14 protein-coding genes, 2 tRNA genes and 3 rRNA genes are annotated in these 25,553 nt (G+C 38.2%); 4 read left to right on the top strand and 15 right to left on the bottom strand.

All coding sequences use genetic code 11. The features are described 5' to 3' along the window. Positions 1–5: 5 nt before the first annotated feature. From ABXT69_RS00865 to gshA, 10 genes are all read right to left on the bottom strand, one after another. A complete protein-coding gene (locus tag ABXT69_RS00865) occupies positions 6–926 on the bottom strand; it encodes an outer membrane lipoprotein-sorting protein (RefSeq protein WP_416678313.1) in 921 nt (306 codons plus the stop codon). Then, positions 923–3,511: an efflux RND transporter permease subunit gene (locus ABXT69_RS00860; RefSeq protein ID WP_416679510.1), complete on the bottom strand. Its 2,589-nt coding sequence runs from the start codon at positions 3,509–3,511 to the stop codon at positions 923–925. Before ABXT69_RS00860 ends, ABXT69_RS00865 begins: the two co-directional genes overlap by 4 nt. A gap of 165 nt (positions 3,512–3,676) precedes the next feature. Continuing rightward, complete coding sequence (locus ABXT69_RS00855) at positions 3,677–4,633, bottom strand: MBL fold metallo-hydrolase (RefSeq protein WP_416678311.1); 957 nt, start codon at positions 4,631–4,633, stop codon at positions 3,677–3,679. Positions 4,634–4,742: 109 nt separating this feature from the next. Then, positions 4,743–4,858 (bottom strand): 5S ribosomal RNA (gene rrf, locus ABXT69_RS00850). Between the two features lie 149 nt (positions 4,859–5,007). Next, positions 5,008–7,897: ribosomal RNA gene (locus tag ABXT69_RS00845) — 23S ribosomal RNA — on the bottom strand. 303 nt (positions 7,898–8,200) lie between these two features. After that, positions 8,201–8,276 (bottom strand) — tRNA-Ala (locus ABXT69_RS00840). Between the two features lie 29 nt (positions 8,277–8,305). Further along, positions 8,306–8,382, bottom strand: a tRNA-Ile gene (locus ABXT69_RS00835). A gap of 90 nt (positions 8,383–8,472) precedes the next feature. Beyond that, positions 8,473–10,013: ribosomal RNA gene (locus tag ABXT69_RS00830) — 16S ribosomal RNA — on the bottom strand. Together the 16S, 23S and 5S rRNA genes with 2 tRNA genes alongside form the textbook arrangement of a ribosomal RNA operon. Before the next feature lie 366 nt (positions 10,014–10,379). Further along, on the bottom strand, positions 10,380–11,723 hold the full coding sequence (gene mnmE / locus ABXT69_RS00825; RefSeq protein WP_416678307.1) for a tRNA uridine-5-carboxymethylaminomethyl(34) synthesis GTPase MnmE: 1,344 nt from the start codon (positions 11,721–11,723) through the stop codon (positions 10,380–10,382). Next, on the bottom strand, positions 11,713–13,272 hold the full coding sequence (gene gshA, locus ABXT69_RS00820) for a glutamate--cysteine ligase (RefSeq protein ID WP_416678305.1): 1,560 nt from the start codon (positions 13,270–13,272) through the stop codon (positions 11,713–11,715). Before gshA ends, mnmE begins: the two co-directional genes overlap by 11 nt. A gap of 96 nt (positions 13,273–13,368) precedes the next feature. Here gshA and ABXT69_RS00815 point away from each other — a divergent pair, with 96 nt between their 5' ends. Further along, a complete protein-coding gene (locus ABXT69_RS00815; protein ID WP_416678304.1) occupies positions 13,369–14,298 on the top strand; it encodes a Nudix family hydrolase in 930 nt (309 codons plus the stop codon). Here the strand turns inward: ABXT69_RS00815 and ABXT69_RS00810 are convergent. Then, a complete protein-coding gene (locus ABXT69_RS00810) occupies positions 14,295–14,561 on the bottom strand; it encodes a glutaredoxin (protein ID WP_271537209.1) in 267 nt (88 codons plus the stop codon). The genes ABXT69_RS00815 and ABXT69_RS00810 overlap by 4 nt on opposite strands. An 89-nt stretch (positions 14,562–14,650) precedes the next feature. After that, positions 14,651–15,403: a peroxide stress protein YaaA gene (gene yaaA / locus ABXT69_RS00805; RefSeq protein ID WP_416678302.1), complete on the bottom strand. Its 753-nt coding sequence runs from the start codon at positions 15,401–15,403 to the stop codon at positions 14,651–14,653. Positions 15,404–15,529: 126 nt separating this feature from the next. Between yaaA and gltB the strand changes: the two genes are divergently transcribed. Then, positions 15,530–20,047 (top strand): glutamate synthase large subunit, encoded by a 4,518-nt coding sequence (gene gltB, locus ABXT69_RS00800; protein ID WP_416678300.1) that lies wholly within the window; start codon positions 15,530–15,532, stop codon positions 20,045–20,047. Here the strand turns inward: gltB and ABXT69_RS00795 are convergent. Both ABXT69_RS00795 and folA read right to left on the bottom strand, forming a co-directional pair. Beyond that, complete coding sequence (locus ABXT69_RS00795) at positions 20,044–20,226, bottom strand: DUF6726 family protein (RefSeq protein WP_416652330.1); 183 nt, start codon at positions 20,224–20,226, stop codon at positions 20,044–20,046. The genes gltB and ABXT69_RS00795 overlap by 4 nt on opposite strands. Beyond that, positions 20,223–20,711, bottom strand: coding sequence for a type 3 dihydrofolate reductase (gene folA / locus ABXT69_RS00790; protein ID WP_416678298.1), 489 nt, complete (start codon positions 20,709–20,711; stop codon positions 20,223–20,225). Before folA ends, ABXT69_RS00795 begins: the two co-directional genes overlap by 4 nt. Before the next feature lie 56 nt (positions 20,712–20,767). Here folA and ABXT69_RS00785 point away from each other — a divergent pair, with 56 nt between their 5' ends. Beyond that, positions 20,768–21,358 carry a Maf family protein gene (locus tag ABXT69_RS00785; protein ID WP_416678297.1) on the top strand — a complete coding sequence of 197 codons (591 nt, stop codon included), beginning with the start codon at positions 20,768–20,770 and terminating at the stop codon, positions 21,356–21,358. Further along, the gene (gene mfd, locus ABXT69_RS00780) at positions 21,355–24,783 is read left to right on the top strand and encodes a transcription-repair coupling factor (RefSeq protein WP_416678295.1); all 3,429 of its coding nucleotides are present in this window, start codon (positions 21,355–21,357) and stop codon (positions 24,781–24,783) included. Before ABXT69_RS00785 ends, mfd begins: the two co-directional genes overlap by 4 nt. Positions 24,784–24,814: 31 nt before the next feature. Here mfd and ABXT69_RS00775 read toward each other — a convergent pair whose 3' ends face one another. After that, positions 24,815–25,411, bottom strand: coding sequence for a hypothetical protein (locus ABXT69_RS00775; RefSeq protein WP_416678294.1), 597 nt, complete (start codon positions 25,409–25,411; stop codon positions 24,815–24,817). Positions 25,412–25,553: the final 142 nt, after the last annotated feature.

Raw genomic sequence — 25,553 nt, 5'->3', positions numbered from 1 at the left:
AGAATTTATTTAGCTTGTTTACGTAAATCCTTCAGAAATTTCTCTCTAAATGCTTGGTCAGTCAATGCTCTTTGAGTTAAAAAATCTTCTTTAATATCCATATCAAAGTTTATCGCCTCAAGTTTCATATTTGTTAGCCTATTGCTTACCGTATTAAAAAATGTCAGACTTCTTCCCATCCAAACATCATTAATTTTTTCAACTTTGCCAACCTCAAGCTTCTTGATAGGATTGTTGTATTTATCAAACATTTGTACCTTAAGAGTTATAAACCTTTCAGTATCAATCCAATTTTGTGTTTTCCCATAACTGCTTTTGCTAATTCGATGTTTTTTTGGTGTCGACTCAACAACTGCAACCTCTCTTCCTCTAAAAGTCCCAAACTCTAGTAATTCGTAAGTATAGTCATCAAGCTTTCCTGTCTCTTGATCTTCAGTGGTCATCTCAGTTCCAAAAATACTTGCAGATTCAGTTTCCTCATCATCACTGTTCCTAACACTAATTCTCTTTACTTTTCCAAGAGCAGAAAGATATAACCAGGTCTCATTATCTCGGTCACTATCATCATAACTATATGAGAGCATTCCAATTCCTTTTTCACTTGCTGGCTCAAGGATTATGGCAATACTCTTAGTATCTTGGCTACCCTCTCCAGTATTAATTTGTGCATTTTCTATTAACTTAACTCGGGCTTTTTCAGCGCACTTTACCTTACCGCCGCTAAGGCCATACTTGCAAGTAGTCAGCTTCATACGGGTGAATGCTGAGTCAGTAGACTTCCTGCTCTCAACATCAACTCTCTCCATAATCTCTCGTGCACTTAAATTAGTTTCAGCATATACATTTGGCGCTTGTAGAGTTAAAAATGCACCAAGTACAACAGTAAGCAAAGTAGATTTTGAGTAAGTAAGTATTAATTTATTCATTTTGTAGCCTCTATAAAATTTAAATTATCTTCAACATCTTTCTGACCAAACTTCGGCTTGAAAATCATAATCAATGCCGGGAAAAACAATAAGTCGCATAGTAGTGCAACAAATATAGCTAAAGAACCAAAAGTTCCAATCTTTGCTAGTCCCAAATAGTCACTAAATGTAAGCATCAAAAACCCACAGCCCAGGATGAGAGTTGTGAAAGTTACAGCTTGGCCGACCTCTTTTATAGTTTCCACGAGCGCAAGCTTCATATTGTGATTTTGTGCAAGTGACATTCTATAGTGACTAATAAAGTGAATCGTATCATCTACTGCAATACCAATAATTAAAGGGGCAATCATTAATGTGTCTGTATCAAGTGGAACTCCAAGAAGACCCATTAATCCAAATGCTAATGATGCAGGTATTAGGTTGGGAATAATCGACATAACGCCAGCCTGAAAAGAACCTAGCGTTATCATTAACAACAAACTAATAACCACAGCTGCTATCGCCAAACTCTTAAACTGGTTATTACTAATGTCATCAGCAAGCCTCATCATTAAAGCGAATGATCCAGTAATTTGAACTTTTATATTAGGATATCGATCTTTTAATCCATTAAACTCTTTGTTTATATCACGCTGAATATCTTTAAAAAATTCCTTGTATTCGTTAGAGCCTGCATTTTTTAATTGAACACTTATGTGACTCTTACTATAATCATCACTTACAAGAGCTCTTCTTTCTTCAGGATTTGAACTGTTAAACAAGTAAAGCAATTGGGATACCGCAATTTGACTATCAGGAATATTTCGATAATCTTCTGAGTCTTGCATAATAGCATGAGTGTCTATTACTAGATCTGCCAAAGAATTTGTTCGGATAATAAATTCACTATAATTTTCCTCAATTGTATTTTGAAGTCTATTCATAGCATTTAATACATCTGGATCCATTATTCCATCTGAAATTGCTGTGTCTACAACGATTTCCATATTTCCTGTACCCATCATATGTTCATCAACAATTTCATAGGCCTGACCAATAGGAACATCATCAGAATAAAGCTCAACTAGATTGGAGTCAATTTTGACTTGAGTTGCGCCATATAAGCAAATTACAAATACACTCACAAAAATAATAGCTATAGAGTATCGGAAGCGCTCCACAAAAGCTGGAATTCTATTTAATAAAGGTTGAAGCCATTCTGCACCTAAGAGCCAATTAAAACGCATTCTCTTTGAAAGTTTTGCTATTGGATTTACAAAGAAACATAAAAAACTCAACATTTTTGATTTCAATAAAGACACTATCGACCTTACTCCAGTTTTTCTACTTGCACTAATTGCCTGGGTCTTTTTAATTTGCATTGGGTGCCAATAATTGAGTAACACTGGCAGTAAATATATTGTGTATAAGAAAGCAAAAAAGACACCAGCAGCAGAAGAGAAGCCAAATTGCACAAACATTGGCATCCCAGTTACCGCTAAGGATGACATTCCCGCCATCGTGGTAATTGTTGTTAATAAGATAGGAACGCCTGTCTTACCATAGGCCTTTGATAACGCCTCATCATGTTCTTTGCCATCACGTCTGAAAAACAAATAAGAACTCATCACATGAACGCAGTCAGCTACACCAACCGCAATAATAAGCATCACTGTTAATGCAATAAGAGTTGTTGATGCTAAATTGAGCCAGCTCAGGCTTCCAATAACAAAGAGAATACTGAGGCCAATCGCTAATTGAGGAAGAACGACTGCGCTTGCAGAGCGAAACAATGACCAAAGCAAAAGGTTAATGATTGCCACCATGCCTACTAGTAGAAACGCAGCTTGAATGAGCGTGTCCATAGCTAAGGAAATCATTGCAGAATTGCCGATTGGATAAAAATTAAAATGCTCTGACATCTTTTGCTGTTCGGTTATCGCCATTATAGCCTTCATAAATGGAATATAAAGTCCTGGCTCATCTGGCTGATATTCAATTTTTTGAATAACAGCATTATCATCCATACCTTCATCAAAATCATCACTCCACGCATCATCATCAAACAAAGAGAACTGGTCATTTAATTCTTGAATTACTGGGATTGCTCCAAAGTCTGTTTGAATGGAAATTGCCCCAAAACGATGATCTTTTGAGAACATAAAGAGCGGCAAACTTGGCTGATTATCTGCCTCAGAACTAATTTCACTTAAAACCAAGGCGTCACTTGGAATTTTTTTAGGAACTAAACGAGGCGAACTTAAAACATCATCTTCATTTTTTTGAATTCTAATATTAGATAGTGACTGAACACGCTTAATATGAGTTAATGACTCAACAACTTCAGGAGTTAGTCCATATTTTTCAAGCCAAACATCATCACTTATCTGTCTATAGTTATCTAAAACCTCTGTTATTTCAGAGATTAGTGTTAGAGATTTATTTGAGAATACATCACCATCTTTAGCCTCATAAACAATAAATAAACCATCGTCACTCCCAAACTGGTCACGAAAATCATCCAAAGCTTCAATTGCAGGATCAGACTCACTAAACCAAACATCAAATGAAGTATCTAAAACAAAGCGAGAAGCACCATACCCCATAAAAATAGTTGATAGCAATGCTAATGCAAGAACTGTTTTACGGTAAGGTATAAGCCGCCCTGGAACCTTCGCAAAATAATGGTTTAGATATAGTAAAAGATTTTTCATAGTTAAGTTTAGAAAGCAGAGCTATATGATACTTATTTAATATTTAATTAATGAAATTCAAGTCTCAATTTTTACTATTTTTTGCCAATAAATTAAACCTTGAGTATTTATTTTGACATCAAGCTCTAACCTTTCTCTGCAAAAATCAAGGTCTTTGATGCCAATCTTTTCAATTCCTTCTAAAAAATAATTCATCATCTTGTCTTGAATCACTTTTTCAGCATCGCCCTCAGTTGCATATTTTTTTGCCAAATTGCTAACAAAATGGATACCACTTATTAACTGCTTAACTACTTTTTGAGTTGGTCTAATTGCAGCAAAGTGAGTTAAACAGACTCGCTTTGGCTTGTACTGCATTATCTTATGTATGCTTTTAATTAATTCCTCTGGATCAAACTGAACTGGGCTTGTGCTTGGGAATATGTATACCTGGTCATTGTGATCAAGATCACGATAGGAGATGCCAAACGTGTCACCAGTAAACATCGATTCTGTTTTTTGATCCCAAATGCAAAAATGATGTCTTGCATGTCCTGGTGTATCAATAAACTTTAGCTCTCTTCCATCAAAATCTAAAATAAAACTATCATCTGCTTCGATAACTCTGCTTGCCTCAATTGGAATAATTTTACCGTACAACTTCTTAAATTCTTTCTCCCCATAAACCGCCGTTGATCCAGCAATTAGCTTGGTAGGGTCAATCAAGTGTCTCGCCCCACGAGGGTGAACTATTAGGCTGGCATTTGGGCACTGTTTCATAAGCTCACCTGCGCCGCCTGCATGATCAAGATGCACATGAGTAGGAATTATATAAGCAACATCCAAAAAGCTTAGGCTGTCATTCTCAAGTGCTTTTTTAACATTAGAAACACTAAAGGTGGTTCCAGTTTCTATTATCGCAACCTTATTATTTTGCTTAATAATATATATAGCTGCAAAGTCATTACTGAAATAGCCAGAATCAATTACGCTGACTCCACTAGCAATGCTCTTTACTTTAAAGTTATCTGTCATAAACTCTCTCTGCATGATGCTTGGAATAATGCTGGTTATATTTTACGTGATTAAGATTCAGAAAAAAAAATACCCCGCCTTAAAAAAGGTCGGGGTATTGAGAATAAAAGCCTAGCAATGTCCTACTCTCACATGGGGAGACCCCACACTACCATCGGCGCTAAGTGGTTTCACTGCTGAGTTCGGGATGGGATCAGGTGGGTCACACTTGCTATTGTCACTAAGCAAACTGCTTACTTGAATTAAGCTTGAACTTCTTTCAAGTGAATTAAAAAGTTTTTATACCAAAAAGGTATAACAAAATGGATTAAGTAAAGTTTGTATGGCATATTGCCTGTTGACACAACAACATCTCCAAATATCTTGGGTGTTATATGGTCAAGCCTCACGATCAATTAGTACTAGTTAGCTCAATACATTGCTGCACTTTCACACCTAGCCTATCAACCTCGTAGTCTTCGAGGGATCTTTAGGATTATTAAATAATCAGGGAGACCTAATCTTGGGAGGGGCTTCCCGCTTAGATGCTTTCAGCGGTTATCCTTTCCACACATAGCTACTCGGCAATGCCACTGGCGTGACAACCGAAACACCAGAGGTGTGTCCATTCCGGTCCTCTCGTACTAAGAACAGCTTCCCTCAAGTCTCCAACGCCCACGGTAGATAGGGACCGAACTGTCTCACGACGTTCTAAACCCAGCTCGCGTACCACTTTAAATGGCGAACAGCCATACCCTTGGGACCTGCTTCAGCCCCAGGATGTGATGAGCCGACATCGAGGTGCCAAACACCCCCGTCGATGTGAACTCTTGGGGGGTATCAGCCTGTTATCCCCGGCGTACCTTTTATCCGTTGAGCGATGGTCCTTCCACTCAGAACCACCGGATCACTAAGACCTAGTTTCCTACCTGCTCGACGTGTCAGTCTCGCAGTCAAGCATCCTTTTACCTTTGCGCTCATTGCACGATGTCCGACCGTGCTGAGGATACCTTTGCGCTCCTCCGTTACTCTTTAGGAGGAGACCGCCCCAGTCAAACTACCCACCATGCATTGTTCCCGATCCGGATTACGGACCAAGGTTAGAACCCCAACCATACCAGGGTGGTATTTCAAGGGTGGCTCCACTCTAACTAGCGTTAAAGCTTCAAAGCCTCCCACCTATCCTACACAAGTAGAATCAGAGTTCAATGCAAAGCTGTAGTAAAGGTGCACGGGGTCTTTCCGTCTGGCCGCGGGTATACTGCATCTTAACAGCAATTTCAATTTCACTGAGTCTCGGGTGGAGACAGTGTGGCCGTCGTTACTCCATTCGTGCAGGTCGGAACTTACCCGACAAGGAATTTCGCTACCTTAGGACCGTTATAGTTACGGCCGCCGTTTACTTGGGCTTCGATCAAAAGCTTCGCGCAAGCGCTAACCTCATCAATTAACCTTCAAGCACCGGGCAGGAGTCACACCCTATACGTCCACTTACGTGTTTGCAGAGTGCTGTGTTTTTAATAAACAGTCGCAGCCACCTAGTTTTTTCAGCTCTTCTTTGCTCAATCAGCAAGTGATATCACATAACAAGAGCACACCTTCTCCCGAAGTTACGGTGTCATTTTGCCTAGTTCCTTCACCCGAGTTCTCTCAAGCGCCTTAGAATTCTCATCTCGTCCACCTGTGTCGGTTTGGGGTACGGTTTCATATAACCTGAAGCTTAGAGGATTTTCCTGGAAGCATGGTCTCACTCACTTCGCCCAAAAGAGGGCTCGTTATCACGCCTTGAAATAGAGGTTCCCGGATTTTCCTAAGAACCATTTCTACACGCTTGAACAAGGACAACCATCGCCTTGCTGAGCTAACCTACTCCGTCTTCCCATCGCAGTTATATGAAGTACGGGAATATTAACCCGTTTCCCATCGACTACGCATTTCTGCCTCGCCTTAGGGGCCGACTAACCCTACGCCGATTAACGTTGCGTAGGAAACCTTGGACTTCTGGCGAGGGGGTTTTTCACCCCCTTTATCGTTACTCATGTCAGCATTCGCACTTCTGATACCTCCAGCAAACCTCACAGTTCACCTTCAACGGCTTACAGAACGCTCTCCTACCATCGCAATAAATTGCGATCCGCAGCTTCGGTATATAGTTTAGCCCCGTTAAATCTTCCGCGCAAACCGACTCGACCAGTGAGCTATTACGCACTCTTTAAAGGAATGGCTGCTTCTAAGCCAACCTCCTGGCTGTCTGGGCCTTTTCACATCGTTTCCCACTTAACTATAATTTTGGGACCTTAGCTGACGGTCTGGGTTGTTTCCCTTTCCACTACGGACGTTAGCACCCGCAGTGTGTCTGCCGCGCTCATACTTTCTGGTATTCGGAGTTTGCAATGGTTTACTAAGCCTTGACGACCCGCTAGCCATAACAGTGCTCTACCCCCAGAAGTAATACGCGACGCTCTACCTAAATAGATTTCGGAGAGAACCAGCTATCTCCGGGTTTGTTTGGCCTTTCACCCCTATCCACAGTTCATCCCCTCATTTTTCAACATAAGTGGGTTCGCGCCTCCAGTCAGTTTTACCTGACCTTCACACTGACCATGGATAGATCACCCGGTTTCGGGTCTACTCCCAGCAACTAAACGCCCATTTAAGACTCGGTTTCCCTACGGCTCCCCTAATGGTTAACCTTGCTACTGAGAAGTAAGTCGCTGACCCATTATACAAAAGGTACGCAGTCACAGAACAAGTCTGCTCCCACTGCTTGTATGCATACGATTTCAGGTTCTATTTCACTCCCCTCCCGGGGTTCTTTTCGCCTTTCCCTCACGGTACTTGTTCACTATCGGTCAGTAGAGAGTATTTAGCCTTGGAGGGTGGTCCCCCCATATTCAAACAGCGTTTCACGTGCGCCGCCTTACTCGATTTCACAATTAAAAGATTTTCGTATACGGGACTATCACCCTGTGTCGTTGAACTTTCCAGAACATTCTACTAATCTCAAAATTGCTTAAGGGCTGGTCCCCGTTCGCTCGCCGCTACTAAGGGAATCTCGGTTGATTTCTTTTCCTCTAGGTACTTAGATGTTTCAGTTCCCTAGGTTTGCCTCCTTAACCTATGTATTCAGTTAAGGATAATGATCTTATGATCACTGGGTTTTCCCATTCGGAGATCTCCGGGTTAAAGCTTATTATCAGCTAACCGAAGCTTATCGCAGATTATCACGTCCTTCATCGCCTTCTACTGCCAAGGCATCCGTCGTATGCACTTATTCACTTGACCATATAACCCCAAAGTATCTGGGTTAATGGTTCTTTTTACACCGAGAAGTCACTAACTGCATCTTACGATACAATCGGTGAATTCTATTTTTTCAATGATAGATAAATCTATCAATGAGAATCCATATTTTTTGAAATTGTTGTGTCAATGCAATACACCTTTTACGTTGTATTGTATTTAACAAACTTTACTTCATATCCAAATTGTTAAAGAGCTCCGAACCAAGGAAAAAACCAAGGCTTGGTATAAAAACTTAAATAAGACATATAAATAAATCTTATTTAAGTTTTCATTTGAGAAAAATGGTGGAGCTAAGCAGGATCGAACTGCTGACCTCCTGGATGCAAACCAGGCGCTCTCCCAGCTGAGCTATAGCCCCAATAGAAAACTAATAACCCAGAAAAAATATGGTGGGTCTGGGTGGATTTGAACCACCGACCTCACCCTTATCAGGGGTGCGCTCTAACCAACTGAGCTACAGACCCTTAATATCAATTAAATTGAATTTGGGTTATTGGTCTTTTTCTCTTTCTTTAATATTATCAAACAACTTGTGTGAACACTCGTACATTTCTTAAGGAGGTGATCCAGCCCCACCTTCCGGTAGGGCTACCTTGTTACGACTTTACCCCAGTCATGAATCACACCGTGGTGACCGTCCTCAATAAAGTTAGACTAGCCACTTCTGGTGCAACCCACTCCCATGGTATGACGGGCGGTGTGTACAAGACCCGGGAACGTATTCACCGTAGCATTCTGATCTACGATTACTAGCGATTCCGACTTCATGGAGTCGAGTTGCAGACTCCAATCCGGACTACGAAAAGGTTTCTGAGATTAGCTACACCTCGCGGCTTCGCGGCTCTTTGTCCTTCCCATTGTAGCACGTGTGTAGCCCTGGTCGTAAGGGCCATGATGACTTGACGTCGTCCCCGCCTTCCTCCGGTTTATCACCGGCAGTCTCCTTATAGTTCCCACCATGATGTGCTGGCAAATAAGGATAGGGGTTGCGCTCGTTACGGGACTTAACCCAACATCTCACGACACGAGCTGACGACAGCCATGCAGCACCTGTCACTGAGTTCCCGAAGGCACCAATCTATTTCTAGAAAGTTCTCAGGATGTCAAGACCAGGTAAGGTTCTTCGCGTTGCATCGAATTAAACCACATGCTCCACCGCTTGTGCGGGTCCCCGTCAATTCCTTTGAGTTTTAACCTTGCGGCCGTACTCCCCAGGCGGATAACTTAACGCGTTAGCTTCGCCACTAAGGGGTAAATCCCCCCAACGGCTAGTTATCATCGTTTACGGCGTGGACTACCAGGGTATCTAATCCTGTTTGCTACCCACGCTTTCGTACCTCAGCGTCAGTATTGGTCCAGAAAGTTGCCTTCGCCATTGATGTTCCTTCTGATATCTACGCATTTCACCGCTACACCAGAAATTCCACTTTCCTCTACCATACTCTAGTTGACCAGTTTCAAATGCAGTTCCCAGGTTAAGCCCGGGGCTTTCACATCTGACTTAATAAACCGCCTACGCACGCTTTACGCCCAGTAATTCCGATTAACGCTTGCACCCTCCGTATTACCGCGGCTGCTGGCACGGAGTTAGCCGGTGCTTCTTCTAAAGTTAATGTCAAGGCTAATAGCTATTAACCACTAGCTTTTCTTCACAATTGAAAGTGCTTTACAACCCTCAGGCCTTCTTCACACACGCGGTATTGCTGGATCAGGGTTGCCCCCATTGTCCAATATTCCCCACTGCTGCCTCCCGTAGGAGTTCGGGCCGTGTCTCAGTCCCGATGTGGCTGATCATCCTCTCAGACCAGCTAAAGATCGTCGCCTTGGTAGGCTTTTACCCTACCAACTAGCTAATCTTACGCAGGCTCATCTGATAGCGTGAGGCTCGAAAGTCCCCCACTTTACTACGAATAGATTATGCGGTATTAATCCGAATTTCTTCGGGCTATCCCCCACTATCAGGTAGATTCCTACGCGTTACTCACCCGTCCGCCACTCGACGCCTACTAGCAAGCTAGTATCGTTTCCGTTCGACTTGCATGTGTTAAGCATACCGCCAGCGTTCAATCTGAGCCAGGATCAAACTCTTCAGTTTAATCTTTGACTTTTTAGAACACTTGGCATTTTATAACCAATAGTTCAATTTTTTAAAAAGCTTATCTGCTTTTGTTTTTTATGTGCACTGCACAATTTCTTGCACGAGTGCCCACACAAGTTGCTTGATAAATTTTTAAAGAGCTACCAACTAAAAAAGTTCTTTTTGGTCGGTGAAAGCGGGAAATTATACATGCTCAAATAGTATCGTCAAGTGATATTACGAATATTTATCAAATAAACTTTAATGGGTCTAAATTGATAGGTTAAATCACCTATAAATAGCCATTAAAATCAATAATTTAGAGACTTATTTTGAACTTTCTAACTTCCTTTATTTTTTCTTTCGAAAAGAAATAATTGTACGCTATTTGCCAATACAAAATGAAGAGAAGATTTCACCCAATAGATCATCCGATGAAAACTCTCCAGTAATTTGCCCAAGAGACATACCAGCCTGACGCAAATCCTCTGCTACTAACTCACTCGCCCCTCCCTCTAATTGCTCCAGAGCACTATTTATGTATATAAGCGTTTGATCAATTGAGTCAATATGTCTTTTTCGAGCAAGAAAAACTCCTTCACCATCAGAATTTAAGCCGGCAAATTCAGCTAGTGTTTTTCTTAGCAAGTCAACTCCATCACCATTCTTGGCTGAAAGACTAATCTCCAATTGGTTGTCTAGCTTTCTAACTTCAGATCTAACATTTGACAGATCAATCTTATTTCTTATACATATAACTGGTTTATTTTTAACCAAATCAGGCAGTATTGAGAAATCAGGTGAATTGTCTTTTGTATCAAATACCAGTAACACTACATCTGCATTATTAATTTCAGTATATGCCCTTTTAATGCCCTCTTTCTCAATAATGTCATCACTGTTATGAAGTCCAGCTGTATCAATAATATGAAGCGGCATTCCATCAATATGAATTGTTTCTTTTAGAACATCTCTAGTGGTTCCAGCAATATCTGTAACAATTGCACTCGGCTGTTTTGTGAGTGCATTAAGCAAGCTAGACTTTCCAGCATTAGGTTTTCCAGCAATTGCAACGTGAAGTCCATCTCTTAAAATTGCCCCTTGATTGGCACTCTCGAGTATATTCTTAAGTAAATCTTTTAAATTTTTAAGTTTAGTTGAGACTTGGTGAGACTCAAGAAAATCTATTTCTTCATCAGAAAAATCAATAGTTGCCTCGACAAAAACTCTTAATGAAGTTAGCTCTGCAAGTAAATGATTAATCTTTTCTGAGAATTCACCCGTTAAAGATCTTACAGCGCTCAGGGCAGACTCTTCTGAACTCGATTGAATCAAGTCTTGAACTGCTTCAGCCTGAACCAAGTCAATCTTGCCATTTAAAAAGGCCCTTCTACTGAACTCTCCAGGCTCAGAAAGTCTTGCTCCTAAAAAAAAAGCAATTTCTAGAAGCTTTCTCATAACACTCATACCGCCATGACCCTGGAATTCTACAACATCCTCACCACTATATGAGTTAGGTCCAGGGAAGTATATTGCTACTCCTTTATCAATAGTGTTGCCTTCATTATCATAAAAAGCTCCATAAAAAGCGTACCTTGGCTTTAAATCCGTTTGTAGTATTTTTTTAGAGATAACTTTAGATAGAGGGCCTGACACTCTTACAACTCCAATTCCGCTTTGGCCAATGGCAGTTGCTAATGCGCATATAGTATCTATCTTAAGCGTCATCTTCAAAATACTTTTCTAAAAATTGATCAAAATTTATAGCATCTTTAGATTCAACTTCTTGTTGCTCTTTTATAGATCTAATTGAATGCTCATCTAATCTAAGGAAATAGTCTTTATCAAAAGCTTTGTTCTGATTTTGTGTTTTATATTTATGACTATATTGGTCAGTGAATTCGAAAAAACCTTTCTCCTGGCGCTGCATTTCATTAAGCATTATTGCTGATGGCGTTAAATCAGGATTTTTAATTCGAATTGAAATACTTTCTACCGATTCTTGATGCGCATCACTTAATAGCTTTGAGCATTGCTTTATTTTTTCAAAAATACCCTCACCCCAATCAGTAAGAGTTACTTTCTCACCAACATGCTCAAGAATTAAGTTAGGCTGTCTACCTTGGTGAGCAACCAAGAGAGCATTTGAGTCAATTTCTACTAATTCGGATGATGAAATCGCTGGTGAGTCCTCCAAAAGACAGAATAATAAGAAGGCTTCTAAAAACTCAATTTGCTCTTTATCAATTCCTACTTCAAGCAAAGGATTAATGTCCAGTGATCGTATTTCAATATAACCTATACCATTATTATTTAGAGCCCTTAGAGGCCTATCATTTCCATATAAAATAGGCTTTGGACGAACAGAAGAGTAGTACTCATTTGCGATTTGAAGGATGTTTGTATTGAGCTGCTGGTACTCTCCATTTTTCTTTAAACCAATCTTTTCAAAATCCTCACAGCTAGTTTTCATTGCCGCACGAAGACTGTATATATAATGACATAAGCTATTATAGTTGGCCTTAACTCCTTTCTCATCCTCCTGAGAATTCTGATAACCAACATCGCCCATTCTTAGGGAAGTTGCATAGGGTAAATATAAAGTGTTATCATCAAATTCTTCTAGGTTATGCTCATGATAGTCATGCATAAATGACTTGCACACTGTTGCAGAAGCTCCAAATAAGTAGGGAATTAGCCAGCCATATCTCAAAACATTCCTAGTGAGTCCCATGTAGTGAACATCCATGAAGCCCTTGGAGTCAGTATCATTTGGTGATATTAATTCACGATAAGACTGCCAAAACTCTAATGAAAATGAATAGTTAAAATGAATTCCAGCAATCGCCTGCATTACGCTGCCATATCGATTAGAGAGGCCGCGCCTATAAACTGTTTTCATCATTCCTAAATTTGAACTACCATAATTCGCAACAGGTATATTGGTTTGACCTCTTAATATACAGGGCATACTGGCAGGCCAAAATCGCTCATTTCCTGGCAAGTGGTGGTAAATATAATTGTGGATTGTCGTGAGCTCATCTAGAACTTGATCAGCCCCCTTTAAAGGCTGAGTGACTAATTCAAGTAAAGCCTCACTAAAGTCTGTAGTAATTGCAGGATTTTTAAGAGCAGAGCCTAATCCCTCTGGGTGAGGCGTTTGAGCAATACTTCCATCCTCTGAGACGCGTAAACCCTCTTTCTCAATTCCAATAAGGTTGGTTTTAAGGCTATCCTTAAAGGGCATAAGTGATTGGATTTTTTTATCAAGTTTCACTATATAATTTCAAATATTAAAGTCGTTATTTTACCTCGGACTTGTGTTAACGGTGATAATAGAAAATGCATCCATCAAATACTTGAAATTTAAATCGTGCTTTATAAAAATACCATTATTGAAGTAGTAGTCGGGATAATACACAATAGTAATAATGAGGTATTTATTGCTAAGCGTCAAAAAAATCAATTTATGGCGGGCTATTGGGAGCTTCCTGGCGGAAAAGTAGAGCCAGGAGAAGACCACCTTAGCGCAATCAAAAGAGAACTTTTTGAAGAAACAGGAATTACCGTTAAAGACTGTAAGTTAGTTCAAAAGATTCAGCATATCTATCCTGAAAAAACCATCAATTTATCGGTTTATAGTGTTGATAATTATCTTAGTGAACCATTAGGGTCTGAAGGACAAGAAATTACTTGGAGTAGTGCAGATAAATTCAAAAATTTCAAATTACTCCCAACTATGTGGAGAATTATTCATAAATTTTCACTTCCAAAATTTTATTGGATTACGCCTGATAATCATCAATCTGATATAGTCATTAACGAATGTAAAAAACAGTTAACTAATGGGGTTAAATTTATACAACTAAGAAGCAAGACTCATCTTGATCATACTTACATAAAAAAAATAAACAGGCTCTGTAAAAAAAATCAGGCAAAACTTATCCTAAATACACCAAACAAAAACTTTAATGAGCCTTGTGATGGCTGGCACCTAACAAGTTTAGAGTTAATGTCATTAAAAGAAAGGCCAGTTATTGAAGAAAAACTAATTGGCGCATCAACCCATAACATTGATGAGGCGCTGCACGCAGAGAATATTTCTGCTGATTACATCAGCTTGTCACCAATAGAAAAGACACTGACTCATCCAGACTCTATACCTTTAGGATGGGAAGATGCCTCTGGCATTATTGAGAAGTGTAATTTGCCAGTTTTTTTACTTGGCGGGATGAAGAAAAATCTAGTTGAAAAAGCTTTGAGTATAGGCGCCCAAGGAGTTGCTGGAATTAGAGGTATTTAAATGCGTGAACCAGTAATCTCAAAAACTTTATTATGAATATCTTCTTTGCTCATTTGTGCTAATCCATCAGACCCGCCCTTACATAGGAGCTTATCATTTACAAAAATTTGAGGGACAGTTCTAAAGCCAGATTTAACAAAAAAGTCTCGTGCATCTTTGTCTTCTTGAATGTTGAGCGTTTCATATTCAATATCAAGATTATCGAGATAGTTTTTTGCTCTTGTGCAGTAAAAGCAAGAGTGCGAAGTATATACTTTAATCATTAGTAGTTTTTACATAGTAAAAGACTGGAAATAATACCAGTCAAAGGAATTAGAGGCACTTTAAATAGTTTTACAAATATTGTGGGCTTTTAGTCTCTGAGATAAACCCAAGAAGAGTCACTAGAAAGCTCTTTATCAAATCTATAGCCTTCATCGACAAAATCTTTTAGTCCCTCTGGACTCTTCAATCGATTTCGTATAATGTAATTCACCATCAAACCTCTTGCGCGCTTCGCATAAATACCTATAACTTTGTATACTTCACCTTTTTTTTCCTTAAACACAATATCCAAAACTTTCGCATTTAGTGTTTTTTTATCTACAGCTTTGAAGTATTCATTGGATGAAAGATTTACTATAAGATCAGACTCATCCTCATTGAGGACATCACTAATCTCAGTTCCCCAATACTCATAAAGATCCTTACCTTTAGAGTTAGAAAGCTTAGTTCCCATCTCTAAACGATAAGGCTGTATTAGGTCAAGTGGCCTTATAACGCCATAAAGGCCAGAAAGCATTCGAACACTATCTTGCGCAAATTCAAGGTCGTCAGTTGATAGAGCTGGGGCGTCAATTCCGTTGTAAACGTCTCCTTTAAAAGCAAGTATTGCCTGCTTTGCATTATTTCGATTGAACGGCAGTTTAAACTTTTGAAAGCGATCAAAATTCAACTTAGATAATTTCTCACTCAATGACATCAGTTTAGAAATTTGAGATTGGCTTTTCTTTTTTAAAATGCTAACCAGCTCACTGGAGTTATCTAAGTTGCGAGTTTGAGAGTAAAAATCAACATCGCATTGAGAGAAATCTTGCGTTTTTGAAGGTGAAATAATTGCTAACATATTAGTAATAAAATAAAAATATTCTACCTTAATATCCCCACTATAACAATATAAGTAGGCAAATTTGGAGTTTAAAAATCAGCTAAAATAAGGTATTATATATTTTCAGTTTTACATTCAGTTTCCATGAAAAATAAACAATTACACCTCCCAAAGGCTCGAGGACTTTACCATCCTAATAATGAGAAGGAGAATTGTGGTGTTGGTTTTATTGCCAACGTCAAGAGTCATTCTTCTCATAAAATTACAAAAGATGCTTTAGAAATGCTCTCTCGTATGGACCATCGTGGTGCGTGTGGCTGTGAGGCAAATACTGGTGATGGTGCTGGAATCTTAACCAATATACCTCACGAATTTTTTTCTGAGGAAATTAAAACGCTATTTGGCATTGAAGTGAATGCTGGAAGTTATGGTGTTGGAAATGTTTTTCTACCTCAAGATAATAAAGAAAGTAAACATTGTATTTCAGTCATTGAAAAAGTTATAAAGGACGAAGGGCAAACTTTAATTGGTTGGCGTGATGTTCCTGTTGACTCTGATAAAGCAAATGTAGGAGATACAGCTCGTAACTCACAGCCAGTAATGAAACAACTTATTATTGGTAACTCAGAGAATATCAGTACAGAGGCTTTTGAAGGGGTTCTTTATATTATTCGAAAAAATGTCTCGAAGATTATTCGGACTGATGAGTCACTTTCTCAAGCATTGCTTTTTTATATTTGTAGTCTTTCTACTAGGGTAATTATTTATAAAGGCATGCTAATGGGCTCGCAGCTATTAGACTTTTATCCAGATCTAAATGATAAGAAATTCAGCACCTATTTAGCAATGGTTCACTCACGCTTCTCAACCAACACATTCCCTTCATGGGATCGTGCACAGCCTTGCAGGTTTATGGCCCATAATGGTGAAATTAATACTCGTCAAGGTAACTTCAACTGGATGAGGGCTCGTGAAGGAGTCTTAGAAAGTGAGATTTTTGGGGATAATTTATCAAAAACGTTACCCATAATTGAAACTGAAGTTTCTGACTCTGGTAGCTTTGATAATGTTCTAGAATTTCTATTAATGAATGGAAGATCTCTTCAGGAAGCGGTATTAATGATGGTTCCAGAAGCTTGGCAAAATGACACAGAAATGAGTCAAAAGAAAAAAGCTTTTTATGAGTATTTCTCAAATGTAATGGAGCCTTGGGATGGTCCGGCGTCTATTGCCTTTACAGATGGAAGATATATTGGAGCTGTGCTTGATAGAAATGGTCTTCGACCGTCACGTTATTATCTAACGCATGATGATCGTGTGATTATGGCATCTGAAGTAGGTGTTGTTGATGTTGCAACTAATAATGTTAAAACAAAGGGCCGCCTAAGGCCTGGAAAAATGTTTCTTGTTGACTTTGAAAAAGGCAGGTTAGTTGATGATGATGAGATTAAAAATAGCTTTGCGTCTAAAAACCCTTATGGTGATTGGCTAAAAGAGCAGCAAATATCTCTATCTGATTTAAAAACTAATACTAGTGATAAAGGCTTTTTTCCAGATACACTTATCAACCGCTTACAAGCCTTTGGTTATAGCACTGAAACTCTTAAGTTTATGCTACTGCCTCTTGTAACTGAGCTCAGAGACCCAGTCGGATCAATGGGCAATGACTCGGCACTTGCGTGCCTTTCAGATCAGTCAAGAATAATTTATGACTACTTTAAACAGCTTTTTGCTCAGGTTACTAATCCAGCTATTGACTCAATTCGTGAAGAAGTTGTGATGTCCTTAAGCTGCTCAATTGGCCCTGAAGGAAATTTACTTACTAATAAAGCTGAAAATGCAAACCGATTAATCATTGATCACCCAATTCTAACAAATGAAGAAATATCCTCACTCAAAGATTGCAATCATCGAGGATGGACAAGTAAAACAATTGATATCACCTATGACATAAATGAGGGCCAAAGCCTAAGTAAAATGCTTGACTCAATTTGCGCACAAAGTACTCAAGCTATTAATGATGGTCATAGCCTTGTCGTATTATCTGATAGAAAAATTGACTCTCGCCGAAATGCAGTAAGCGCACTCCTAGCATCTTCTGCAGTTCACCGGCATTTAGTGGCCACCCATAAGCGAACTCAAGTTGGAATAATTATTGAAACTGGTGAGGCTAGAGAAGTTCATCACTTCTGCCTATTGACGGGCTTTGGTGCAGATGCTATTAATCCATACCTAGCTTTTGAAGCCTTATGGCAAGCAAGAATAGATAACTTAGTAAATCTAGAAAATGATGAGGCTATAGTCAGTGCATATCGTAAGGCAATAGCAAAGGGAATGCTCAAAGTGATGGCTAAAATGGGCATTTCAACACTTGCTTCATATAAGGGCGCTCAAATCTTTGAGGCTGTTGGTTTATCTGATGAGGTCATGCATAAATGCTTTTTCGAAACGGCGAGTCGCATTAGTGGTGTTGGATTTGACGTCATTCAAACCGAATCTGAACAGCAACATAAAAAAGCATTTCTCTCAAACTCGCTCAATAATCTTGGTCATTATGCTTGGCGAAGTGGTGGTGAAAAACATATGTGGGAGCCAGAAACTATTACAAGCTTGCAGCAGGCTGCTAGAAGTAATGATCAACATGCTTACTGGGAATTTGCTAAGAAATCTAATGAAGAGGGCACTAGAAATTGCACTCTTAGAGGGCTCATGTCATTTAAATCAGGCACTTCAATTGATCTTGATAAAGTTGAATCAGCAAAAGAGATTGTCAAAAGATTTGTTACAGGAGCAATGAGCTTGGGCTCAATATCTCCAGAATCCCATGAATCTCTTGCAATTGCTATGAATCAAATAGGTGGTAAATCAAATACTGGTGAGGGTGGAGAAGACCCAAATCGCTGGACTCCAGATGCCAATGGAGACTCTAGGCGAAGCGCGATCAAGCAAGTGGCCTCTGGTCGATTTGGTGTTACCATTGACTACCTAAATAATGCTGATGAACTCCAAATTAAGGTTTCACAGGGCGCTAAACCTGGTGAAGGTGGGGAACTTCCTGGTGGTAAGGTGGATGATTTTATTGCCAAAATACGCTGCTCAACTGCGGGTGTTGGTCTAATTAGCCCACCACCGCATCATGATATTTATTCTATTGAAGATTTATCACAACTTATTTTTGATCTTAAAAGATCTAATCCTGCAGCTCGAATTAGTGTCAAGCTAGTTTCTGAAGTTGGTGTAGGAACTGTTGCTGCAGGAGTAACTAAAGCAAAATCAGATCATATTGTTATTGCTGGACATGATGGTGGAACTGGCGCCTCTCCGTTAACCTCAATTAAACATGCAGGACTTCCTTGGGAGCTAGGCGTTGCTGAAACTCACCAAACACTGGTAATGAATGATTTGCGCTCAAGAGTAGTTATTCAAACTGATGGGCAACTAAAGACAGGTAGAGATGTTGCAATAGCTGCATTATTAGGGGCTGAAGAGTTTGGTTTTTCTACAGCACCACTTATAACATTAGGCTGCATTATGATGCGGAAATGCCATCTCAATACTTGTCCGGTTGGCATTGCAACTCAAGACAAAGTCTTACGTAAAAAGTTTACTGGTAAGCCAGAACATGTCGTTAACTACTTGTTTATGGTGGCAGAGGATTTACGTATTATTATGGCGGAACTTGGGTTTAAAAAACTAACTGACATGGTTGGCCGAGTTGATGTGCTTGAGATGAATAAAGCAATAAATCACTGGAAGCAAGACTCAATTGATCTTAGTAAGATATTAACACCTGCTGATAATCAATATAGGAATGCGGGCACCTATCAAACTATAAAACAAGATCATCAACTCAATGAACAACTGGATCATGATTTAATTGCTAAATCAAAAAAGGCTATTGAAGGAAATGGTAAAGTTAAATTTAAATCAAACATTTCAAATGTTGACAGAGCGGTTGGCGCCATGCTTTCCTCACATGTTGTCAAAACTAGAAATGGTAATAATCTAAAAAATGGCTCAATAGATATTGATTTTAAAGGGTCTGCAGGTCAGTCTTTTGGGGCATTTCTTGCAAATGGAATAACTCTATCGATTGAGGGCGATGCTAACGATTATGTTGGGAAGGGCCTGTCTGGTGGTCGGATTGTTATTTATCCACCAAAAGATTCCACCTACTTAGCGCATAATGAAATTATTGCTGGAAATGTTTGTGGATATGGTGCTACTGGAGGTGAAATGTATTTATCAGGACAGGTTTCAGAGCGTTTCTGCGTTAGAAACTCTGGACTGATTGCTGTTGTTGAAGGAATTGGCGATCATGGTTGTGAATATATGACAGGTGGGCGCGCAGTAATACTGGGAGAAGTTGGTCGTAACTTTGGCGCCGGGATGAGCGGTGGAATAGCCTTTGTATATAATCCTAACCTAACTCTTCAGAGGAGGTCTAATTCATCTACGATAGACTTTGATCCAATGGATAAAGAATCCACTTCAGAGTTATTTGAATTTATAACTAATCATTTCGAATTGACTGGCTCAAAAATAGCTGAAAAAATACTCAGCAATTGGAATGAAGAAATAACTCATTTTGTCAAAGTAATGCCAAAAGCTTTAAAAGAAGTTCTTGCGGCCAAAAGTAAGCAGTTACTTCAAGCAAGTTAGATAGGTATTGCGTCGATTACATCAGCGCTTGCGCCCAAGACACTATTTACTCCATCGCCAACTACTGGTATTACAGATACAACTGCTCCAGTAACCCTCATAGGGACAGTAACAACTTTAGTAAAAACGCAGCCTGATAGGTACAAAGCTATTAAACCGAATAAAATAATATTTTTCATGATTGCCTCTCTAAGACAAGAAAGTGATAAGCATGCTGATTCGAAGCATCAGGAAGATGGGACTCACAGCTAACCTGACGCCAATCCGACTCATCATATTCAGGAAAATAGATATCCCCATGAAATTTACCTTCAATCTTTGTAATATAAAGTCTACTAACTTGGGGCAGTAACTGCTTGCAAAGACTTGCTCCCCCAATGATCATTACCTCATCTTCATCTTTAGTGATTGAGAGGATCTCATCAATGCTAGTTATGACTTCACATCCTGTGATGAAAGTTTTTGAGTTTCGAGAAATTACAATATTACGACGATTTGGTAACGGCCTTCCAATAGAGTCATATGTTTTTCGACCCATTACAATTGACTTTCCCGTAGTAATTTTTTTAAAATAAGCAAGATCTGCAGGAAGATGCCATGGTAACTTATTGTCTTTACCAATCAGACGATTTTCATCCATTGCGACTACTATTGATAAGCTCATAAATTCTGCCTGATTGAAGTAAAATATTAGAATATTTTACAATTTTTAAACTTCTAGTGTCACTCATTCTAGCCTCATCGTCGCCATTTAGAAAAGCTATTTTAGAGAAGCTTCGTATTGACTTTAAAGCAGCAGCGCCAAACATTAATGAAAGTAGAAAAAATGGAGAGTCTCCTTTTAATTTAGTTAATCGCTTATCTAAAGAAAAGGCTCTAGAGGTAGCCAAATCTCATTCAGGTTTGATTATTGCTTCAGATCAGGTAGCTACACTTGGTAATGGAAATAATGAAGATGATGAAATATTTACAAAGCCAGGTAGTCATGAGAATGCTTTTTTGCAGCTAAAGAAAAGCTCTGGAAAAACTATTACATTTCTTACTGGATTGGTTCTCTTGAATACTGAAACCTTAAAAATTCAAACTCATGTTGAGCTTTTCAAAGTTACCTTTAAAGAACTTTCTGATAATCAAATTTTGTCCTATCTAAATAAAGAAGATGTTCTTAATTGTGCTGGTAGTTTCAAGTCTGAAGGACTAGGAATTGCATTATTTAGTAGCATGGAGGGCAATGACCCTAACAGCCTAATTGGACTTCCAACAATCCAACTTATTAAAATGCTAGCTAAGGAAAATGTTCATATCTTATGAGCATTTTATATTCAGAAGAATTTAAGCCCTTCACATCTGGCTTAAAAAATTATTGGGGATCTCTGTATGGCTCCTCTGAAGCACTAGCGCTTATTGAATTTGCTGAATCTCAAAAGCAAGTAGTGCTCTATATTGCAAAAGATATTACTCATTATGATGAGGTTAGAAAAGCACTCAATTTTTTTAACACCTCTTTAGAAATATTAGATTTTTCAAGTTGGGAGGTTTTAGCTTTTGACCATTTCTCACCACATCCAGATATTGTCTCATCGAGGTTAGAAACACTTTCAAAACTGCCCTCTCTTACATCTGGCATCGTAATAACAACACTTGAAACGTTATCACAAAGATTGTGTCCAAAAAATTATATTGAAATATATAGCCTTCGCCTAAAAACTAAACAAAATCTTGAGATTAAGTCCTTTTCTGAAAGTCTTATAAAAATAGGATATCGCAGAGTTACAACTGTAATGGAGCAAGGTGAGTTCTGCATTAAGGGCGCCCTAATTGATTTGTACCCAATGGGCACTAAAAATCCATATCGAATTGACCTATTTGATAATGAGATAGATTCAATCAGATCTTTTGATACATCTTCGCAGAGGTCAATTGAAATTATTAAAGAAATCAAACTACTGCCTGCTCGAGAATTTGCAACAGATAGTGACAGTATTTCAATCTTTAAAGATAACTATTTATCTGAATTTGGAAATACTGATGGATTTATTTATAGCGAAGTTAGTGAAGGACGTTATCCAGGTGGAATAGAATTTTATTTACCTTTATTTTTTAAAGAAACTGAAACTCTATTTGATTATATTTTGGGTGAACCTGTAATCTTTTATCAAAAAGGACTTAACGAAGCGATGGAGCTTCAAGCTAAAGAATTATTAGAGCGTTTTGAATATTGTAAAGGTTCACTAGAAAGACTCCCTCTAGAAATTAATAAAGTATTTTTAAATACTGAAAGATTTTTCAAAAAACTTTCAGATAAAAAACAAATACAAATACAAAGCTCAAAAATAGAAAAAGAAGAAGGCTATAACTTCTCATCTTCTATCCTTCCCCCACTTAAAATAGAAGCCCAAACAAAAAAGCCACTTAATAAGTTAATTAAGTTTATTGAAAATTTTGATGGGCAAGTATTAATTGTTTGTGAATCAGAAGGTAGGCAAAGTGTTCTCACTGATCTACTTTCCACCCACCAACTTAAAGTAAATGATTGCTCTCATTGGAGTGACTTTCATAATCAAAATAATGGACTCTGCATTACTAATGCAAGTCTGAGCGAAGGCGTTCTTTTTGAGCGAATTGCAATTATTACTGAAAATAATTTGTTTGGAAAAGATGCTGTAAAACAGCGGAGAAGACGAAGAGCAAAACATAAAGATTTTGATGAAGCAATTAAAAGTCTTGTTGAGATCCAGTTAGGTGATCCTGTCGTTCATGAGCATTATGGTGTTGGTCGATATTTAGGACTTAAAAGTCGAAGTTTTGATGGCAATCAACAAGATTTTCTTTCACTTGAGTATGCAAATGGCTCAGTACTAATGGTTCCCATTGCAGCGCTTAACCTTATCTCTAGATACTCTGGTGCAAGTTCAGATAATGCTCCTCTTCATAAGTTAGGAAGTCAGCAGTGGACCAAAGCAAAAAGAAAAGCAGCAGAATCACTTTATGATGTGGCCGCTGAACTATTAGAAATTTATGCAAAGCGTCAATCTCAAAAAGGATTTGCTTATCCCGCGCCAAATGACTCTTATAGCTCTTTTGTATCTAGCTTTCCATTTGAGGAAACACCAGATCAATTAAGAACAATGGATGATGTTCTTTTAGATATGCAATCTGAAAGACCAATGGATCGACTAGTCTGCGGAGATGTTGGGTTTGGTAAAACTGAAATTGCAATGAGAGCTGCTTTTATAGCTGTTGAATCTGGCAAGCAAGTTGCAATTCTTGTTCCTACGACACTTTTAGCTAACCAACATGAACAAACTTTTAATGACCGCTTCTCCAAATTTCCAATTGTAATTAAATCTCTTTCAAGGTTTCAAAACATAAAAGAACAAAGTGAAATTAAATCTCATCTTAATGATGGAAAGATTGATATTATTATTGGGACTCATAAACTGATTCAAGGAACTATTAAATATCATAATTTAGGTTTGATTATTATTGACGAAGAACATCGATTTGGCGTAAAGCAAAAAGAGGCACTTAAAAAAATCCGTGGTCAAAGTGATATATTGACTATGACTGCTACACCTATTCCTAGATCACTAAACATGGCATTAGGTTCACTTCGAGAAATGTCAATTATTGCTACCCCTCCAGCTAAAAGAACAGCAATACAGACCTTTGTTGATGAATGGGATAAAAATACTATCAAGGAAGCATGTTCTCGTGAATTACATCGAGGTGGGCAAATTTTTGTTGTACATAATGATATTGATACAATTGATAATATGGCAGAGTCTTTGAGCGATCTTATGCCAAATCTTCAAATTCGAATTGCGCATGGCCAAATGCCAAGTAAAGAACTTGAGCAAATAATGGCTGATTTTTATCATCAGCGCTTTCAGCTTTTAGTTTGCACTACAATTATTGAAACTGGAATTGATATTCCAAGTGCTAATACAATTATTATCAATAATGCACAAAACTTTGGACTTGCCCAGCTTCACCAACTTCGAGGCAGGGTTGGCAGATCTCATCATAAGGCATATGCTTATCTTATAATTAAGTCTCACCAGTCAATTACAGAAAATGCAAGAAAACGACTAGACGCTATAGCCTCACTAGAGGAGCTTGGTGCAGGAATTATGCTAGCAAATCATGACCTTGAGATTAGAGGTGCTGGAGATCTTCTAGGAGAAAATCAAAGCGGTAAAATCTCAGAAATTGGGTTTAATTTATATCATGACTTATTAAAGCGCACCATTCAAGCAATAAAAAACAATACCAAATTTGATATTAAAGATGCATTAGTTGAAGAAGTTGAAATTAATTCAGGGATTGCTTGCATCATTCCTGATACTTACTTACCAGATGTTCATGAGAGATTAATTCTCTACAAACGAATTGCAAGTGCAGGAAATGATGACGAATTAAAAGACCTAAAAATAGAAATGATTGATCGCTTTGGCATCCTTCCAGATCAAACTAATAACCTATTTGAATCGACCTCATTAAAAATACAATCTAAGGAAATAGGGATACTCAAAATTAATATTTATGATGAGAAGCTAGAAATAACTTTAAATGAAAAAAACCTCATTGATACATCAAAAATTATTAATTTAATTCAAACGAAACCACAGCAGTTTCAATTAAAAAATCAAAACACTCTAATTTCTAATGAAACTATGGAAGCCGACTTTTCTCGTATTAGAGGCGCAAGTATACTAATAGAGAGTCTAGTTTAATTACTGGTTTAAAATAACCAAAAATTCTAGTCTATTTAATTTTATCTTCCGATGGGACATGCTTAGGGGCAAAGTATCGAATCCCAGGCACAATAACTAGAGCAGCAAAAAATAAGACAATTAGAGAGCCTAGAATGTCACCAAGCAAATAGTTCTTTATGAATGAAAATGGCTCAACTAAGCTTCCATCTGATTTTACTTCAAAGTATGAATAAACGAAGAATGTCAATATTGTGTTATAAAACGCTGTCAATATTCCCAAAAAAATCAAGTGCTGGAAAACTAGCTTACTATCTTCAAAGAAATTCGACAGTTTAAAAAACCTCATACTAATAATCGCACAAAGTGGTGAGAATGCGCCCACAAAATGCTCAAACATTTCACTAATATTATAGATTCGACTTAAATCAAAACCAAAACCATGTGATGTAAAAATAACTGCTATTAATGCTCCCAAGAAAATTTTATACCCAAACAAAAGATAGCACAAAGAAACGGCTCCTATCTGAAGCCAAATCATATTTCCAATAAATGGAACTCCCTCACCGGGATTAAGAAAAGTAAATAAAGAAATCACTAGAAAAGCTATGATATTTTGATACAGAAACTCTGTTAACTTGCTTTGCATTAGATTAATGACTTATTAACAATAATAGAGTTTTTCAGGAAATATCTATCATTAAGATCTTTCATAGCTTTATCCAAGTTTAGAGTCTGTAAAAAACTTACATCAGACTTATAAAATCAATCTATGTAATAAATAAGAATAA

The sequence above is a fragment of the Candidatus Pseudothioglobus sp. Uisw_016 genome, from assembly GCF_048087635.1.
Lineage (GTDB): Bacteria > Pseudomonadota > Gammaproteobacteria > PS1 > Pseudothioglobaceae > Pseudothioglobus.
The sequence above is the reverse complement of the archived record's forward strand: the minus strand, read 5'-3'. Positions and strand labels throughout refer to the sequence as shown.